This window comes from Pararhodospirillum photometricum DSM 122 (genome assembly GCF_000284415.1).
GTDB classification, from domain to species: domain Bacteria; phylum Pseudomonadota; class Alphaproteobacteria; order Rhodospirillales; family Rhodospirillaceae; genus Pararhodospirillum; species Pararhodospirillum photometricum.
The window spans coordinates 786,694-803,099 of sequence record NC_017059.1; the positions used below are offsets into that span (position 1 = coordinate 786,694).

Below are 16,406 nucleotides of genomic sequence, written 5' to 3' on the forward strand. Positions count from 1 at the left end.
CCCCGCCTCCCCAGCCTATCTCTCTGCCCTTAAACCAACCGGGACTTCGCCACCGCCGCCTGAACAAAAGACGTAAACAAGGGATGCGGATCAAACGGCTTGGACTTCAGCTCCGGGTGAAACTGCACGCCGACGAACCACGAATGCCCAGGAATTTCAACAATCTCGGGCAACACCCCGTCCGGCGACAACCCGGAAAACACCAGCCCCGCCGCTTCCAGGGTTTCCCGATAGTCAATGTTGACTTCGTAGCGATGGCGGTGCCGCTCGGAAATCACGTCCCGACCATAAATTTCCCGAGCCCGCGTCCCGGGCACCAGATGGCAGGGATAGGCGCCCAAACGCATGGTGCCGCCCAGATCGCCGTCTTGGGTGCGTTCGACCCGCTCGTTGCCCCGGGTCCACTCGGTCATCAGGCCGACCAGGGGGGCCGTTTGCTCGCCGAACTCGGACGATCCGGCCTCGGTCAGCCCGGCCTTGTGGCGAGCGAACTCGATGACGGCCATCTGCATGCCAAAACAGATCCCAAGATAGGGCACGTCGCGCTCGCGAGCAAAACGGGCGGCGTTGATCATGCCCTCGGAGCCGCGCTCGCCAAAGCCGCCCGGCACGAGGATGCCATGCACCCCTTCCAGGTGCAACACGGTATCTTCGCGCTCGAAAATCTGGCTATCGATCCAGGTCAGCCGCACTTTCACATTGTTGGCGATGCCACCATGAACCAGCGCCTCGGCCAGCGACTTGTAGCTGTCGATCAAGCTGGTGTACTTGCCGACCACAGCGATGGTCACCCCGCCCTCGGGATTGCGCACCCGGTCCACGATGCCATGCCAGCGCGACAGGTCCAGCGCCGCATCTTGGGGCAAGCGGAAGTAGCGACACACCTGAATATCAAGCCCTTGCGCGTGATAGCTGACCGGCACCTGATAAATAGTGTCCACATCCAAGGCCGGGATCACCGCCTCGGGCCGCACGTTGCAAAACAGGGCGATCTTGGCCCGCTCGGCCTCGGGGATCGGGCGGTCGGAGCGACACATCAAGACATCGGGCTGGATGCCGACGCTCAACAGCTCCTTGACCGAGTGCTGGGTCGGCTTGGTCTTGAGTTCACCGGCCGAGGGAATGTAGGGCAACAAGGTGAGATGGATGATCATGGCGCGCTCGGCGCCCATCTCGTTGCGCAACTGGCGGATGGCTTCGAGGAAGGGAAGGCTTTCGATGTCGCCAACCGTGCCGCCAATCTCGCACAACACAAAGTCTTCGTCTTCCACGTCGGCGGTGGCGAAGGCCTTGATGGCGTCGGTCACATGCGGGATGACCTGGACCGTCTTGCCCAGGTAGTCGCCACGCCGCTCGCGGGCAATGACATCGGAATAGATGCGGCCCGTGGTCACGTTATCGCCGCGCCGCGCTGCCACCCCGGTAAAGCGCTCGTAGTGCCCGAGGTCGAGGTCGGTTTCGGCCCCGTCGTCGGTCACGAACACCTCGCCGTGCTGGGTCGGGCTCATGGTTCCCGGATCCACGTTGAGATACGGGTCGAGCTTGCGCAGCCGCACCCGGTAGCCCCGGGCTTGCAACAAGGCGCCAAGCGCCGCCGAGGCCAGCCCCTTGCCCAGGGAAGAGACCACACCACCGGTGATGAAAATAAAGCGTGTCATGTCCGCAAGCCCGCTGACCTAAACTCGGAACGTCACCAGGGGCGCCATCCCACCCGGGGGCACCCTCTGGAAAGCGATGATTTGGTGGTCCCCACCCCAGGGCAGGGACCGGATCTTGACGCACCCGGCCTTACTGACCCTGCGGCGCCGGCGTGCCGGACGATCCCGGCGCGGGAGCGGCTTCGGTCGCGGGGGCGACAGGAGCCGCCTCGCTCACCGGGGCGCTCGGGGCGGTCTGCGGCGCGGCGGTCTCCGAAGCGGGAGCCGGCGAGGCAGGGGCCGGAACGGCATCGGTCGCCACGGGCGGAGCCGGGAGGGCCGGCGTGGCCGGCGGGGTCATGGGCACCTCGGCCCCGTCGAGCACCGATGAGCGACCCGACTCCTTATTATGATGCCCCGACAGCATGGCCAACGCCAGACTGGTGATCATGAAAGCCGCGGCCAACAGACCGGTCAAACGGGTGAGCAGGTTGCCGGCCTGCCGTCCGGTCATCAACCCACCCCCGCCGCCGCCGATGCCCAGCGCGCCACCTTCCGCCCGCTGCAACAAAATAAGAGCAACCATGGCGATGGCGATAATGAGATGGATGACCAGGATGACCGTAATCATGCGCGTACAGTGCCCCTTGGGGGTCCGACCGCGCGGCGGCGGAACCCTGACCGTGACGAACTTTGGGCCGGACAAAAATCCAGCCGGAGGCGGCGCCCCGATCTGGGCGCGCCGTGCTGGGTCGTTGTAGCCCGGCGCGCCTTCCTTGACCAGAGGCAAGAMAAAAAACTTCTGCCCCCCCTCTCAAGGACCGAGAGATCAGTCGGCGTCCGGGCCGGGAGTGGCGCAGCCGATGGCCCAAAAATCTTCGGCCTTGAGGCTGGCGCCGCCGACCAACGCGCCATCGACATCGGCCAAGCCCAGCAGGGCGCGGGCGTTGTCGGGTTTGACCGACCCCCCATAAAGCACCCGCATCTCGGCCGCCGCCTCGGCCGACAGCACCCGCGCCACCTTGGCCCGGATCGCCCCATGCACCTGGGCCACGTCGTTGAGAGTCGGCGTGCGCCCGGTGCCGATGGCCCAGACGGGCTCATAGGCGATGACCACAGTCTGCGCCGTAGCGCCGGCCGGTAGCGAGCCTTCCAACTGGGTCTCGACCACCCGCAGGGTCTGGCCGGCATCGCGCTGGGCCTCGGTCTCGCCGACACAGATCACGGCGACCAACCCGGCGGCCAGGGCGGCCTCGGCCTTGGCGCGCACCTGGGCATCGCTCTCGCCATGATCGGCGCGCCGCTCCGAGTGGCCGACAATCACGAACTGACAGCCCTGGTCGGCCAGCATAGCGGCCGAGACGTCGCCGGTATGGGCGCCTGACACCTTGGCATGGCAGTCCTGCCCCCCGACCGCGATCCCGGTGCCGGCCACCGCCCCCACCACCGTGCCAATCACCGGAAAGGGCGGGCACAACAGCATGTCAAAGCCCACCGACCCCACGCTGTTGAAGCGCGCCGCCATCGCCTCGGCCAGGGCGCGGGCCTCGGCCTTCAGGCCGTTCATCTTCCAGTTTCCGGCGATCAGCGGGCGACGTGCGATCATGGACAACGCTCTCCTGTCTTTTTTTGAGGAATATAAAAAATCTTCTTAGCACAAAAGAGGGGCAGGCGGCAAAAAAGGAAAGGCTGGGGAGGTGCGGCCTCCCCAGACCCCTCGGGGCCTTAGTCGGGGCGGCCCAGACGGTTCAACACCTCGGCGGTGAGGGCTCGGATTTCCTTGGCGGCGGTGCCCGTTGGCTCGCTTTCGACCACGCCCAAGCCTTCCAGTACGCTGGCGGCAAAGGCGGTGCGGTTGCCAAGCCGCGCGGAGCACAGCGGCAAGGCGTCGGCCTTCAGGCGCTCCTCGATCACCCCGGGCAGACGGCCGCGCGGCGGAACCCGGTTGAGGACCACCAGCGGTGTCACCTTCTCCTTTTGCGCGAGCGCCACGGTGGCGGCGCTGGCCCACAGATCCATCGGGCTCGGTTGCAGCGGAATCAGCAGCAGGTGGGCGACGCGCACGGCGGCGCGGGCTTCGGTTTCGGCGTGGGGCGGGGTGTCGATCACGATCAGGTCGGCGGCGGTCTTGAGCCGGTCCAGTTCGGGGCCCAGGCGCCAGCCGGCGATGTCGGAGAGGCCCAAGCCCCCGGCCTCCGCCCCTAAGGTGCGGCAGCGCTGGGCATGCCAGGCGCTCAGGCTGCCTTGAGGATCGATGTCGATCAGGGCGACGCGCGGACCGCGTTCCCGCAGGGCGACGGCGAGATGGATGGCGAGGGTGGTCTTGCCCGCCCCGCCCTTTTGCTGGGCAATGGTGATGATGCGCGCGGTCATCGGCCCCTCTCTCGCGGTGTCCCCGAGGGATGTCGGGGCTTGAGGCTACGCAAGCTTGGAGGAAGACAAAAACGATTATTTGGGGAGAGGAAGAAGAGAAGGCTGGGGAGGCGGGCCTCCCCAGACCCCTCGTTCACTTTGGCCCCAGGAACGCAGGGGTCTGGGGAGGCCCGCCTCCCCAGCCTTCTTCCTTCTCCCCTCCGTCCCGGGGGGTCCGTTGCATCGGGTCGGGGGGTGGGCTACAACGGCACCACGCTTTTCATTTTTATCCCGAACACGAGCCGGAGCGGTCCATGGCTTCCTACCAGTACATCTTCGTCATGAAGAACCTGAGCAAGGTTTATCCCGGAGGGCGGGAAATCCTCAAAGACCTGACCCTGGCTTTTCTTCCCGGAGCGAAGATCGGCGTGCTGGGCCCCAACGGCGCCGGTAAATCGACCGTGCTGCGGATCATGGCCGGTCTGGATACCGATATTGGCGGCGAGGCCTGGGCCGCCGAGGGCGTGCGCGTTGGCTACTTGTCCCAGGAGCCGGAGTTGGATCCGGCCAAGGACGTGATGGGCAACATCATGGACGGCGTTGGGCCGCTCAAGACGCTCCTCGATCGCTTTGAAGAGGTCAGCGCCAAGTTCGCCGAGGTCAGCGACGACGATGAGATGAATGCCCTCATCGCCGAACAGGGCGAACTGCAAGAAAAGATCGACGCCGCCGACGGCTGGGACCTCCAGCGTCAGGTCGAAATCGCCATGGACGCCCTGCGCTGCCCGGCCGGCGATGCCGACGTGACCAAGCTCTCGGGCGGCGAGCGGCGCCGCGTGGCCCTGTGCCGCCTGCTGCTCTCGCGCCCCGACATGCTGCTGCTCGACGAACCGACCAACCACCTCGACGCCGAGTCGGTGGGCTGGCTGGAGCGGTTCTTGCACGAATACCCGGGCACCGTGGTGGCCGTCACCCACGATCGCTACTTCCTCGACAACGTGGCCGGCTGGATTCTCGAAATCGACCGCGGCCGCGGCATTCCCTACGAGGGCAACTACTCCACCTACCTGGAGAACAAGCAAAAGCGTCTGGAGCAGGAGTCCCGCGAGGAAGGGGCGCGCCAGAAGGTCATCGCCCGCGAACTGGAGTGGATCCGTCAGTCGCCCAAGGCGCGCCAAGCGAAGAGCAAGGCCCGTGTGTCGGCCTACGAATCCTTGGTTGCCGAAGCCGGAATGCAAAAGCAGGAAATGGCCCAGATCGTCATCCCCGTGGCCGAGCGCCTGGGCGGTGTGGTCATCGAGGCCGAGGGCCTGTGCAAGGGCTTTGGCGATCGCCTGCTCATCGACGATCTGTCCTTCCGCCTGCCGCCCGGCGGCATTGTCGGCGTCATCGGTGCCAACGGTGCCGGTAAGACCACCTTGTTTCGCATGATCACCGGCCAGGACACCCCGGACAAGGGCTTGATCCGGGTCGGTGAGACCGTGCGCCTGGGCTATGTCGATCAGAGCCGCGACGCCCTGGATGCCACCAAGACCGTCTGGCAGGAAATCTCCGACGGCCTCGACGAACTGGAACTGGGCAAGCGCAAGATCCCGAGCCGCGCCTATGTCGGCCAGTTCAACTTCAAGGGCGCCGACCAGCAAAAGAAGGTGGGCCTGCTCTCGGGCGGTGAGCGCAACCGCGTCCACTTGGCCAAGATGCTGAAGTCGGGCGCTAACGTCCTGCTGCTCGACGAACCGACCAACGACCTCGACGTGGAAACCCTGCGCGCCCTGGAAGAAGCCCTTCTGGAATTCGCCGGCTGCGCCGTGGTCATCTCGCACGATCGCTGGTTCCTCGATCGCATCGCCACCCACATCCTCGCCTTCGAGGGCGATTCCCACGTGGAATGGTTCGAGGGCAACTTCGAGTCCTATGAAGAGGACAAGAAGCGCCGCCTGGGCGCCGATGCCGACCAACCGCACCGGATCAAGTACAAGCCCCTGTCGCGCTAAGGACTCCCCCAAAACCGAGGGGCCTGGGGAGGCCACGCCTCCCCAGCCTTGTTTCTTATCCCGTGCGATGCTCCCTCCCCCATGAGAAAGTCCCCAGTGTGAGTCTGGAGCGTGGTGCGTTTTTTACAAAGCGGGCTGTGGTCGAGTTCATTCTCGATCTGGTCGGCTACACCACCGACCACGCCCTAGAGCAACGCCACGTGCTGGAGCCGGCGGTCGGCGAGGGCGATTTCATCGTCCCCCTCGTCGAACGCCTGCTGGCCACGGCGGGCTCACTGTCGGCCGAAGCCCTGGCCCCCCTGATCACCGGCATGGAACTGCACGGCCCAACCGCCGCCCTGGCCCGCCAGCGCGTCGCCGCTGTTTTGGAAGTCCACGGCCATCCCCCGGGCGTGGCCCGCGACCTCGCCGGCCACTGGATCCGCGAGGGGGATTTCCTGCTGGAGCCGCTGGCCGGACCGTTCGAGAGTGTGGTGGGCAACCCCCCCTATGTCCGCCAGGAGCGGCTGGACCCCCAGCGCTTGGCCGCCTACCGCGCGCGCTACAAGACCTTGTACGATCGCGCCGACCTCTACGTGCCTTTTTACGAACGCGCCTTGAGCCTGCTGGCCCCGGGCGGCCATCTGGGCTTCATCTGCGCCGACCGCTGGATGAAAAACCGCTACGGCGGCCCGCTGCGGGCCCTGGTCAGCCGCGACTACCGGCTGAAGGTGGTGGTGGACATGACCGACACCGATGCCTTTCTGGCGCCGGTCATCGCCTATCCGGCCGTGACCATTCTCAGCCGCGAGACCCCGGGTCCCACCCGTCTGGCCCATCGCCCGGCCGCCACCCCCGAGGTCCTGCGGCCTCTAGCCCGCGCCCTGACGGCGCCCACGCCCCGCCCGCCCGTGCAGGAGGTGGAGGAGAGCGGACGCGGCAAGGCGCCGTGGATCCTCGGCCACGCCGACCAAACGGCTCTGGTCCGCCGCCTGGAAGCCGCGTTTCCCCCGCTGGAAGAGGCCGGGGTCGCCGTCGGCATCGGCGTGGCTACCGGGGCCGATGCGGTGTTCATCGCGCCCTACGACAGCCTCGACGTCGAGCCCGCCTGCAAGCTGCCCCTGGTGATGACCCGCGATCTGGTGGAAGGGCGGGTGGCGTGGCGCGGCCTTGGCGTCGTCAATCCCTTTGCCACCGGCGAGACCCTGGTCCCCCTCGCCGCCTATCCCCGGCTGGCCGCCTACCTGGAGCGCCACCGCGCCCGCCTGAGCGCCCGCCATGTCGCCAAGCGCCAGCCCGCTGCTTGGTATCGCCCCATCGACCGCCTGCACGCGAGCCTCACCACGCGACCCAAGCTCCTGATCCCCGACATCAAGGGGTCGGCCCACATCGTCTTGGAGGAAGGGCGGTATTATCCTCATCACAACCTTTATCACCTAACCAGCGACACCTGGGATTTGCGAGCCTTGCGCACCGTGTTGTCGGCTGGCATCGCCTCCCTGTTCGTCGGCGCCTATTCGCCTCGCCTGCGCGGTGATTTCTTGCGGTTTCAGGCCCAGTATCTTCGGCGCATCCGCCTGCCGCGTTGGGAAAGCGTGGACGAGGCCCTGCGGCGGCGCTTGACCGAGGGCGACCACGAGGCGGTGGGCGCGGTCTATGAGATGACTCGAAGCGAGCGGCAGGTGATGGGAAGGCTGGGGAGGCTGGCCTCCCCAGACCCCTCCTGACCTTTTTTGTGCACGGTTTTCAGGGGAGGGAGCATGCTCGATCTTGTCGCGTATGAGGGGCGGGCCCGCGCTGCGGTGCGCGCCTTCTGGCAGGCCCGAGGCTACGCCCACGCCCGCCAGCAAGAAGGCGGCAGCCGCGATCAGGGTGAGCGGGCCGGTGTCACCGCCGGCAAGAACATGGATGCCTTTGTCGATCTCGTCACCGATTTGGTGCGGGCCAATGGCCTTGGCGATGCCTTGGTCCACCGCCAACGCGCTTTGCTCACCCTGCCCGGCCACTTCCGCGCCACCAAGCAATGGGATGTGCTGATCTTTCAGGAAAAGCGGTTGATCGCTGCCCTGGAGTTCAAGAGTCAGGCCGGGCCGTCGTTCAGCAGCAACTTCAACAACCGCTGTGAGGAGGCGATCGGCACGGCCCTGGATCTTTGGACGGCGTGCCGCGAGGGCGCGTTTGGCCCGGGGGCCCGACCCTTTGTCGGCTGGCTGATGCTGGTGGAGGACGCCCCGGGCTCGCGCGCGCCGGTGCGCGACACCTGCCCCCACTTTCCGCTTGATCCCGCCTTCACCGGCGCCTCCTACCTGGAGCGCTATACCGTGCTGTGCCAACGCCTGATGCAAGAGCGGCTTTATACGGCGGCCGGGGTGATGGCCAGCCCGCGTGACACGGACAGCTACCGCGATCTCAGCCCTGAGACCAGCTTGCGGGCTTTTCTGGCGGCGTTGGCCGGGCACGCGGCGGCGCAGGCGCTTGGGTAGGAAGGGAAGGCCCCAGGCAATGAGGGGTCTGGGGAGGCCAGCCTCCCCAGCCTTCCTTTTTCTCACGCCGTCAACAACACCCCCTGACGATGCGCCAACGGCTCCTCTCCCGCGACCTTGACGATAATGTCCCCAGGACGCACCAGCCGACGAGACAGCCGGGCGAACACCACGCCAGACGCCCGGGACACCACCGGATGGCGCCGCCCCTCGGCATCAAGCACCTCGGCCACCACCGCCCCCGCCGCCACGCGTTCGCCAAGAGCGGCGCCATAAATCACCAAACCAGGGCACGGCGCGGCAATCATGTCCACGCCCTCCAAAGGTCCACTCTGGCCGGCAAACACAGGAACCGGGGAGGCGTCGCGCACGATGCCATAGCGGGCCAACAAGGCCAGCAAGGCCAAGGCATCGGCCCGTGCCAGGGTATCGTCTACGTCGGTGGCGCCGCGCAGCTCAAGGGTCACCGCCACCGTGCCAAACTCGCCCGGTGCCAGACGCTCGCGCACCGCACCCCAGGGAGCGGAAAGGGCCTCGTCAAAGGGGCGGTCGCCGGAGGTATCGGCCAGCAGCACCACCGGCGCCCCAACAAAAGCGGCAATCTCGCGCACCGCCGCCGCTTGGCTGGCCGCGCCGTAGACATGCAAGATGGCCTCGCTATCGCAGTGCAGATCCAAAACCAGATCGGCATCGAGGGCCAAGCCAAACAAGAGATGCTTGAGGGCCGCCGACTCTTCCACCGGCTGGGGCCGCGCCGCCCAAGCCTGTCGCAAGGCGCGCCGCCCCTCGGCCACGGCCAACGGTCCGGTGGACGGCAGCGCGGCCGTAAGGGCGGCCTCAAGATCAAGATGCAGGCGATTGAAGTTCACCCCGGTGTCGAAGTGAAAGCGCCCAGACAGACCGTCGCGCAGGCGCTGCCCAAGCCCCACGGGGTTGGCGATGGGCACCAAGATCACCCGGCCGCTCAGGCGTCCGTCGCGCTCGGCGTCGGCCAGCAGGGCCGCCAAATGGTGCAAGACCAAGCGACCGGGGGGCTCGTCGGCGTGCAGACCGGCCTGAAGGTAGGCGGTTGGGCCGGTCTCGCCCCACTCCTGCACGATGAGAAAGCGATCGGTCCCCGGGTCGGTGGGGGGCAGAGCGATCTTGCGGGTTCTGGCCATCTCGTTCCCCTTCTTTCCCCGCCGCCGCGAGACCGAGGAGAGACTGTTAGAGATCCATATCGAGGATCACCATGTTGAAGGCGTAAGAGACTTCCCCCTCGTCCTCGTCGCGATTGATGGTGCCGATGAACTCCCCATCAATGGCCACCTCGCACGAGCCCTTGCTCTTGCCAGGGGGCGGCGTCACCGTCAGGCCATCGTGGCCGAAGGTGCGACGCAGATAAGCCTCAACCTTCCGTACTTCTGCGGGCGTCATTAACAGCGTTCCTTCCCTAACGAATCAGGTGCAGAGGGTAGGCGTCGGCGGGGGCGGCGACAATGATTTTCGGGGCGCCGGTTGGTTTGAAAGGGAAGGCTGGGGAGGCGCGGCCTCCCCAGACCCCACGCTCGTCAGGCCCCAGGCAACGAGGGGTCTGGGGAGGCCGCGCCTCCCCAGCCTTGCTTTTCCTGCCTTACGGCTTACGCAAAATATACGTATCCATCACCCAACCGTTCTGCGCCCGCACGGCCTCCAACTCACCCTCGATGGCATCAGCCACCTCGGCCACCGGCCCAGCAATCAGGCGCTCGTCCGGGCTGCCCAGCAAGGCGCCCCAATAGACCTCGTGGCCGGTCTCGGCGAAGCGACGAAAAGCCTGACGGGAATCGAGCATCACCACAGCGTTGGTCACATCCGCCGGAGCCACATCCTCCAGCAAGCGACCGGTAGTGATGGTGATGGTCTCGGCGATCCGGTTGAGCGGGATGCGATGGCGCGCGGTGAGCACCTGCACCGAGGTGATCCCAGGAATCACGGTAAAGTCGAAATCCTGCCGCCCCTGGCGCTGCAACAACGACAGGGATTCGATCATCCCATCATACAAAGAAGGGTCGCCCCAGACCAGGAAGGCCCCGACCTGACCCTCGGTCAGTTCGTTGGCGATCAGGTCGCCAATGATCGTCAGCCGCTCGTCGCGCCACTCGATCACCCCTTCGGCATAATTGGGGTTTTCGCGGTTGCGCTGCGGGCTGGCCGCCGTCACCACCCGGTAGGGCCGCTCACCGGCATAGCGCTCCAGAATGTCCCGGCGCACCGCCAGCAATGATTCTTTACCGCGCCCGGCTTTCTCCAGCAGAAAGAAGACATCCACAGTCTTCATGGTGTTGATAGCCTGCACGGTCACCATCTCCGGGTCCCCGGGACCGATGCCGATCAAATGAACGGTTTTCATGAATGCTGTTGCCTTGTCGATGGAAACGAGGGGTCTGGGGAGGCCGCGCCTCCCCAGCCTTTCCTTCTTTTGCTCTTACCGTGCGAGAGCCAGCAGGGCATCAAGATCGAGACTGGCCTCGATATGGTCGGCCAGCGCGTCGAGCGCCGCTTCAACCCGGTGTTCATAGTCCAACGCCGACGCCCGCGCTCCCACCAAGCCCAACCAATGAGAGCGGAAGGCATCGGCACAGAAAACACCATGCACATAGCCCCCCATCACCCGGCCATCGGCCGACACGGCCCCCTCGTCGCGCACCAGACCCTGGCCGTCGTCAAGCCGCAGCCAAGGCCGGGCCAAGCCGGGACCCTGGGTCCGGCCCATGTGCATTTCGTAGCCGGTGACGCGGCAGCCGCTCAGGGTGTCGGTGACGTCCATGTCGATCAGGGTCTTTTCCCGGCCGATGGTGGTCTCCAGATCGAGCAGCCCCAGGCCCGGGGTCTCGCCGGCTGGTCCCTCGAGGCCGTCGGGATCGCGCAGTACCCGGCCCAGCATCTGATACCCCGCACACAAGCCCACCACCCGGCCGCCGCGCCGGACATGGGCCTGGATGTCGATGTCCCAGCCGTTTTCGCGCAAGTACGCCAGATCGGTACGGGTCGCCTTAGAACCCGGCAGGATCACCACATCGGTATCGGCCAAGATCGGCTGGCCCGGCTGCACCCAGCGCAATTCCACTCCGGGTTCGGCCGACAGGGGATCCAGGTCATCAAAGTTGGCGGTGCGCAGCAAACGCGGCACCGAGATCACCAGACCGCGCCCGCCGCCATCAACCGGACGCTCCAAGGCTAGGGAGTCCTCGGCCGGCAGGCGGTCGGCCTCGGGGAACCAGCGCAGCATGCCCAGGCACGGCCAACCGGTATGCTGGGTGATGGTCGCGCAGGCCGGCTCAAAGATCGACCAGTCGCCGCGAAACTTGTTGATCAGATAGCCCACCACCCGTTCGCGATCGGGGGCACTCAACAGGGCATGACTGCCGACAATCGCCCCCATGGTACCGCCCCGGTCGATGTCGGACAAAAAGATCACCGGCAGGTCGGCGGACTCGGCCAAACGCATGTTGGTGATGTCGGTGCTGCGCAAATACACCTCGGCCCCGCTGCCCGCCCCTTCGACCAGCACCAAATCGGCCTCGGTGGTCAGGCGATAGAAGCTGTCGAGAACCGCCGGCATCAACGAGCGGCGCATCAGGTGGTATTCGCGGGCCGGGCAGTTGCCCAGCACCCGACCGCGCAGCACCACCTGCGAGCCGATTTCGGTCTGGGGCTTGAGCAGCACCGGGTTCATGTGGATAGAGGGCACCACGCCGCAGGCTCGGGCCTGCAAGGCCTGGGCCCGGCCGATCTCGCCCTTGACCACGCTGCCATCGGGTCCCGGAGGGGCGTCGCTGTCCTGGGCGATGGCGGCGTTGTTGCTCATGTTCTGGGCCTTGAACGGCCGCACCGCCAGACCGCGCCGGGTATAGGCCCGGCACAAGCCAGCGACGAGCATGCTTTTGCCCACGTCGGAACTGGTGCCCTGGATCATCAAGGCGCGAGCCCGCCGGGGCCCCAGGGCGGGCACGGTGGGCAGATCGGACGGCAACGGCGGTACAGGCATCACCCAACCCCTTTACACAAGAGAGGCTCAGGGCCTCTTGGGAGTCAAAAAAGGGAAGGCTGGGGAGGCTTGCCTCCCCAGACCCCTCCGTCCTGTTTCTCTCTGATCGGCCGTCGCGCGGCCTTAAACTTTGGTAACGGTAAAAATCGTCACTGGCATGGCACAGCGCCAGCCGTCAAAGCCGCCCAGCGGTCGGGCCTGGGCCACCGCCACCCGGGTGAGTGTCCCGCCCAGGCGATCATGCAGCGCCGCGACCCGCGCCTCGCTTTGCAAGGTCACCGCATTGGCTACCAAGCGTCCTCCGAGCGGCAAGGCCGCCCAGCAGGCGTCGAACACTCCTTCATCGGTCAGGCCGCCGCCGATAAAGATAGCGTCAGGAGGCGCCAGCCCGGCCAAGGCTGCTGGCGCGCTGCCGGCTACGATCTGTAACCCAGGGACTCCCAGGCGATCGCGGTTGATCTCGATATGGGTGCGGCGGTCGGCCCGGTCCTCGATGGCGATAGCCCGGCAGCGGGGATGAGCGCGCATCCACTCAATGCCAATCGACCCGCAGCCGGCCCCCACGTCCCACAACAGCTCGCCCGGGCGGGGCCCCAGATGGGCCAAGGTCATCGCCCGTACATCGCGCTTGGTAATCTGGCCATCGTGATGGAAGGCCTCCTCGGGCAGGCCGGCCAGGGTGGACCAGCCGCTGCTTGCCCCGGGATCGGCCACCACCCGCACCCCCACCACATTGAGCGCTGCCCCCTCGGGGTGGGCCCAGGTGGCCGCCGTGCCGTCAACCCGGCGCTCCAAGGGACCGCCCATGTGCTCCAACACCGTCAGCCCACTCGCGCCAAAGCCCCGTTCCACCAACATCTGGGCCAGTGCTGCTGGGGTCGCGCCGTTTTCACTCAAGATCAGCAGCCGAGCGCCTTGCACCAGATGGGGCTGGACCAGGGCCAGCGGCCGGCCATGCACGGTCAGGGGCACGCAGTCTTGCATCGCCCAGCCCAGGCGAGCGGCAGCCAGGGCGAAGGACGACGGCGCCGAGAATACCCGCATCTCCCCCTCGTCGAGCGAGCGGGCCAAAGTGGCGCCCAGGCCATAGTGCATAGGATCGCCCGAGGCCAGCACGCACACCGGTGAGCCGCGCCGGGCCAGCAGGTTCTCTAAGGCGGTGGTAAAGGGATGGGGCCACGCGGCGCGCTCCTGCCCGTCCCACGCGGGGATCAGCTTGAGGTGCCGCTCGCCGCCCAAAACCAAGCGAGCCTCGCGCACAGCCCGGCGGGCCGGCTCGCCCAAGCCCTCCCAGCCGTCCTCGCCCAGCCCGACCAGCGTCAGCCATGCCGTCATCGCCGTTTCCTCCCGTTTGCGCCGGGTGGTGATTACGGCAGAGCGCGGGCCAGGGCAAGCGCGGGCATACAGGGAAGGTGGGGTCTGGGGAGGCCGCGCCTCCCCAGCCTGTTTCTTTTCGTCTTTGCCCCGCCAGAAGCCCCAGTCACCCGATTGCCCTGGGGCCGCCGTTGCGTTCCAAGACGGAGCGCCCCATCATAGCGGTGTCAGGGAGGATCCTGCTCATGAACGCCATCGGCCTCGATACCCACGCTTACGTCAAGCGCATGACCGCCACCGGCATGGCAGAAGCGCAAGCCGAGGTCGTGACGGCCCTCATCCGTGAAGCCCAACAGATCTCGACCAGCGACCTCGCCACCAAGGCGGATCTCGCGCAGGCGACCACCGTCCTGCGCACAGAGATCGCTCAGGTCACGACCGAACTGCGCGCCGAGATCGCCCAGACCACCGCCGACCTGCGCGCCGAAATTGCTCAGAGCACCGTCGATCTCCGTGCCGAGATCGCTCAGGTCTCAACCGACCTGCGTGCCGAGATCACCCAAACCAGATCAAACTTGCGCGATCAGATTGCCGCCACCAACACCCGGATCACGACGGAGATGGCGGAAACCCGCGCCAGCGTCAAAGTCGAGATTGCCGAAGCCAAGGCCGACATTTTGAAGTGGATGGTCGGCATGATCTTCGGCGCGGTCTTGATCAACGCCGGCGTTGTCTTGGGCGGCATGCTGGGACTGGCCAAGCTCCTCCAGCCCTAACTCTGCCGCGGGGTCTGGGGAGGCCGCGCCTCCCCAGCCTTTTGCTTTTTGTTAGTTCAGGAAACGAAAGCGCAAAGTGCCGGGAATGGCGGCCAGGGCCTTACGGAACCCCTCGCCCGCCTTCAGGTCCTTCTGCACGTCCACCACCACATAGCCGACCTGGGGATCGGTCATCAGGTACTGGCCACTAATATTGATATCGTGACGCGAGAACAGATCGTTGATCTGGCTCATCACGCCCGGGACATTGCGGTGGATGTGCAAGAACCGTGTGACCTTGGCCTGCTGCGGCAAGGCCACTTCGGGGAAGTTGACCGCGCCCAGGGTCGAGCCATCGTCCGAGTACTTGACCAGCTTTTCCGCGACCTCGCGCCCGATCCCGGCCTGGGCCTCGACGGTCGAGCCGCCGACATGGGGGGTCAGGAGAACGTTGCGCAGACCGCGCAGCGGGCTTTCAAATATCTCCTTGGCCGACGCCGGCTCCTTGGGGAACACATCGATGGCAGCGCCGGCCAGCTTTTCGCTCTTCAAGGCGGTGGCGAGCGCGTCGATATCCACTACAAGGCCGCGCGAGGCGTTGATCAAGTGGGCGCCTTGTTTCATGGCGGCGATCTCGTTGGCCCCGATCAGGCCACGGGTCTCCGGGGTGTCGGGCACATGCAGGCTGACCACGTCGGCCTGTTCCAACAAGGCGGTCAGACTGTCGCAGGGCCGGGCATTGCCGATCGCCAGCTTTTCGACGATATCGTAATAGATCACCGACATGCCGAAGGACTCGGCAAGCACCGAGACCTGGGAACCGATGTGACCGTAGCCAACCAGCCCCAGGGTCTTGCCGCGCACCTCGTGGCTGCCATCGGCCGACTTGTCCCAGCCGCCTTCGTGACAACCCCAATTGCGCTGGGGAATGCCGCGTATCAGCATGATGGCCTCGGCCACCACCAGTTCGGCCACCGAGCGGGTGTTGGAATAAGGGGCGTTAAAGACGGGAACGCCCTTTTCCTTGGCGGCGTCGAGATCCACCTGATTGGTGCCGATACAAAAACAGCCCACGGTCAGGAGCTTTTCGGCGCCGTCCAAGACCTCGCGGGTGAGGTGGGTCCGCGAGCGGATGCCGATCATGTGGGCGTCGCGGATCTTGTCGATCAGGGCGTCCCCATCAAGCGCGCCCTTGAGACGCTCAATGTTGTGGTAGCCCCGGCTCTGGAGGTACGCAACAGCAGTATCGTGGATGTTCTCCAGAAGGACAATGCGGATCTTGTCCTTGGGCAGCGACAGATTGCTCACGACCGAACCCTTTTTCCTGCAAGCCCGCCGCCCCGATTGCCGGGCGGCGCCGGTCTTGGGTATCATGGATCCCTGGCCCGAGAAACAAGGAGAATCGCCGATGTCGGTCGAGGCCCGTCTGCAAGCCCTGGGAATCACCTTGCCCACCCCGGCCGCCCCGGTCGCCAACTACGTTCCTTGGCAGGTCCAGGGCGGGTTGGTTTATGTCTCCGGGCAATTGCCGCTTCTCGACGGCACGCCGCAGAGTGTGGGCGTGGTCGGCGACACGGTGAGCGTTGAGGCGGCGCGCGATGCCGCCCGCCTGTGCGCCGTCAACCTCTTAGCCCAGGTCCGCGTCGCCTGCGGCGGCAGCTTGGACCGGGTGCGCCAAGTGGTGCGGCTGGCCGGTTTCGTTAACGCTGTTCCGGGCTTCACCCAGCATCCCCAGATCCTCAACGGCGCCTCCGACCTCATGGTCGAGGTGCTGCGGGAAAAGGGACGCCATGTCCGCGTCGCGGTTGGTGTCGCCAGCTTGCCCTTGGGTGTGCCCGTCGAGGTCGAGGGCCTGTTCGCGATTGAATGAGGGGTCTGGGGAG

15 protein-coding genes are annotated in these 16,406 nt (G+C 66.2%); 5 read left to right on the top strand and 10 right to left on the bottom strand.

Annotation, left to right across the window (positions count from 1 at the left end; genetic code table 11):
• Positions 1 to 29: 29 nt before the first annotated feature.
• The 4 genes from RSPPHO_RS03430 to parA form a co-directional block, all read right to left on the bottom strand.
• Positions 30 to 1,658: a CTP synthase gene (locus tag RSPPHO_RS03430; protein WP_014413886.1), complete on the bottom strand. Its 1,629-nt coding sequence runs from the start codon at positions 1,656 to 1,658 to the stop codon at positions 30 to 32.
• A gap of 130 nt (positions 1,659 to 1,788) precedes the next feature.
• The gene (gene secG, locus RSPPHO_RS03435; protein WP_014413887.1) at positions 1,789 to 2,427 is read right to left on the bottom strand and encodes a preprotein translocase subunit SecG; all 639 of its coding nucleotides are present in this window, start codon (positions 2,425 to 2,427) and stop codon (positions 1,789 to 1,791) included.
• A 39-nt stretch (positions 2,428 to 2,466) separates the two neighbouring features.
• A complete protein-coding gene (gene tpiA, locus RSPPHO_RS03440) occupies positions 2,467 to 3,243 on the bottom strand; it encodes a triose-phosphate isomerase (RefSeq protein ID WP_041793976.1) in 777 nt (258 codons plus the stop codon).
• 119 nt (positions 3,244 to 3,362) lie between these two features.
• Positions 3,363 to 4,010: a ParA family partition ATPase gene (parA, locus tag RSPPHO_RS03445; RefSeq protein WP_014413889.1), complete on the bottom strand. Its 648-nt coding sequence runs from the start codon at positions 4,008 to 4,010 to the stop codon at positions 3,363 to 3,365.
• 293 nt (positions 4,011 to 4,303) lie between these two features.
• On the opposite strand from parA, the gene ettA reads away from it, so the two are divergent.
• The 3 genes from ettA (at position 4,304) to RSPPHO_RS03460 (ending at position 8,445) form a co-directional block, all read left to right on the top strand.
• Positions 4,304 to 5,983, top strand: a complete 1,680-nt coding sequence (gene ettA, locus RSPPHO_RS03450) for an energy-dependent translational throttle protein EttA (RefSeq protein ID WP_041793980.1) — start codon at positions 4,304 to 4,306, stop codon at positions 5,981 to 5,983.
• 98 nt (positions 5,984 to 6,081) lie between these two features.
• Positions 6,082 to 7,689, top strand: a complete 1,608-nt coding sequence (locus tag RSPPHO_RS03455; RefSeq protein WP_157879068.1) for an Eco57I restriction-modification methylase domain-containing protein — start codon at positions 6,082 to 6,084, stop codon at positions 7,687 to 7,689.
• A gap of 33 nt (positions 7,690 to 7,722) precedes the next feature.
• Positions 7,723 to 8,445, top strand: a complete 723-nt coding sequence (locus RSPPHO_RS03460) for a PaeR7I family type II restriction endonuclease (protein WP_041793982.1) — start codon at positions 7,723 to 7,725, stop codon at positions 8,443 to 8,445.
• Positions 8,446 to 8,507: 62 nt separating this feature from the next.
• On the opposite strand, the gene RSPPHO_RS03465 is transcribed toward RSPPHO_RS03460, so the two are convergent.
• From RSPPHO_RS03465 to RSPPHO_RS03485, 5 genes are all read right to left on the bottom strand, one after another.
• A complete protein-coding gene (locus RSPPHO_RS03465) occupies positions 8,508 to 9,605 on the bottom strand; it encodes a M14 family metallopeptidase (protein ID WP_014413893.1) in 1,098 nt (365 codons plus the stop codon).
• Between the two features lie 46 nt (positions 9,606 to 9,651).
• Positions 9,652 to 9,861: a DUF3126 family protein gene (locus tag RSPPHO_RS03470; protein ID WP_014413894.1), complete on the bottom strand. Its 210-nt coding sequence runs from the start codon at positions 9,859 to 9,861 to the stop codon at positions 9,652 to 9,654.
• 196 nt (positions 9,862 to 10,057) lie between these two features.
• Positions 10,058 to 10,816, bottom strand: coding sequence for a precorrin-6A synthase (deacetylating) (gene cobF, locus RSPPHO_RS03475; protein WP_014413895.1), 759 nt, complete (start codon positions 10,814 to 10,816; stop codon positions 10,058 to 10,060).
• Between the two features lie 75 nt (positions 10,817 to 10,891).
• Complete coding sequence (locus RSPPHO_RS03480) at positions 10,892 to 12,454, bottom strand: cobyric acid synthase (protein WP_041793985.1); 1,563 nt, start codon at positions 12,452 to 12,454, stop codon at positions 10,892 to 10,894.
• 123 nt (positions 12,455 to 12,577) lie between these two features.
• Positions 12,578 to 13,789: a bifunctional cobalt-precorrin-7 (C(5))-methyltransferase/cobalt-precorrin-6B (C(15))-methyltransferase gene (locus RSPPHO_RS03485; protein ID WP_014413897.1), complete on the bottom strand. Its 1,212-nt coding sequence runs from the start codon at positions 13,787 to 13,789 to the stop codon at positions 12,578 to 12,580.
• A 224-nt stretch (positions 13,790 to 14,013) separates the two neighbouring features.
• Here RSPPHO_RS03485 and RSPPHO_RS03490 point away from each other — a divergent pair, with 224 nt between their 5' ends.
• On the top strand, positions 14,014 to 14,544 hold the full coding sequence (locus RSPPHO_RS03490; protein ID WP_041793991.1) for a coiled-coil domain-containing protein: 531 nt from the start codon (positions 14,014 to 14,016) through the stop codon (positions 14,542 to 14,544).
• Positions 14,545 to 14,595: 51 nt separating this feature from the next.
• Here the strand turns inward: RSPPHO_RS03490 and serA are convergent, their stop codons facing one another.
• Positions 14,596 to 15,831 (bottom strand): phosphoglycerate dehydrogenase, encoded by a 1,236-nt coding sequence (gene serA, locus RSPPHO_RS03495; RefSeq protein WP_041793993.1) that lies wholly within the window; start codon positions 15,829 to 15,831, stop codon positions 14,596 to 14,598.
• Positions 15,832 to 15,931: 100 nt separating this feature from the next.
• Between serA and RSPPHO_RS03500 the strand changes: the two genes are divergently transcribed.
• Positions 15,932 to 16,393: a RidA family protein gene (locus RSPPHO_RS03500; protein WP_041796479.1), complete on the top strand. Its 462-nt coding sequence runs from the start codon at positions 15,932 to 15,934 to the stop codon at positions 16,391 to 16,393.
• Positions 16,394 to 16,406: the final 13 nt, after the last annotated feature.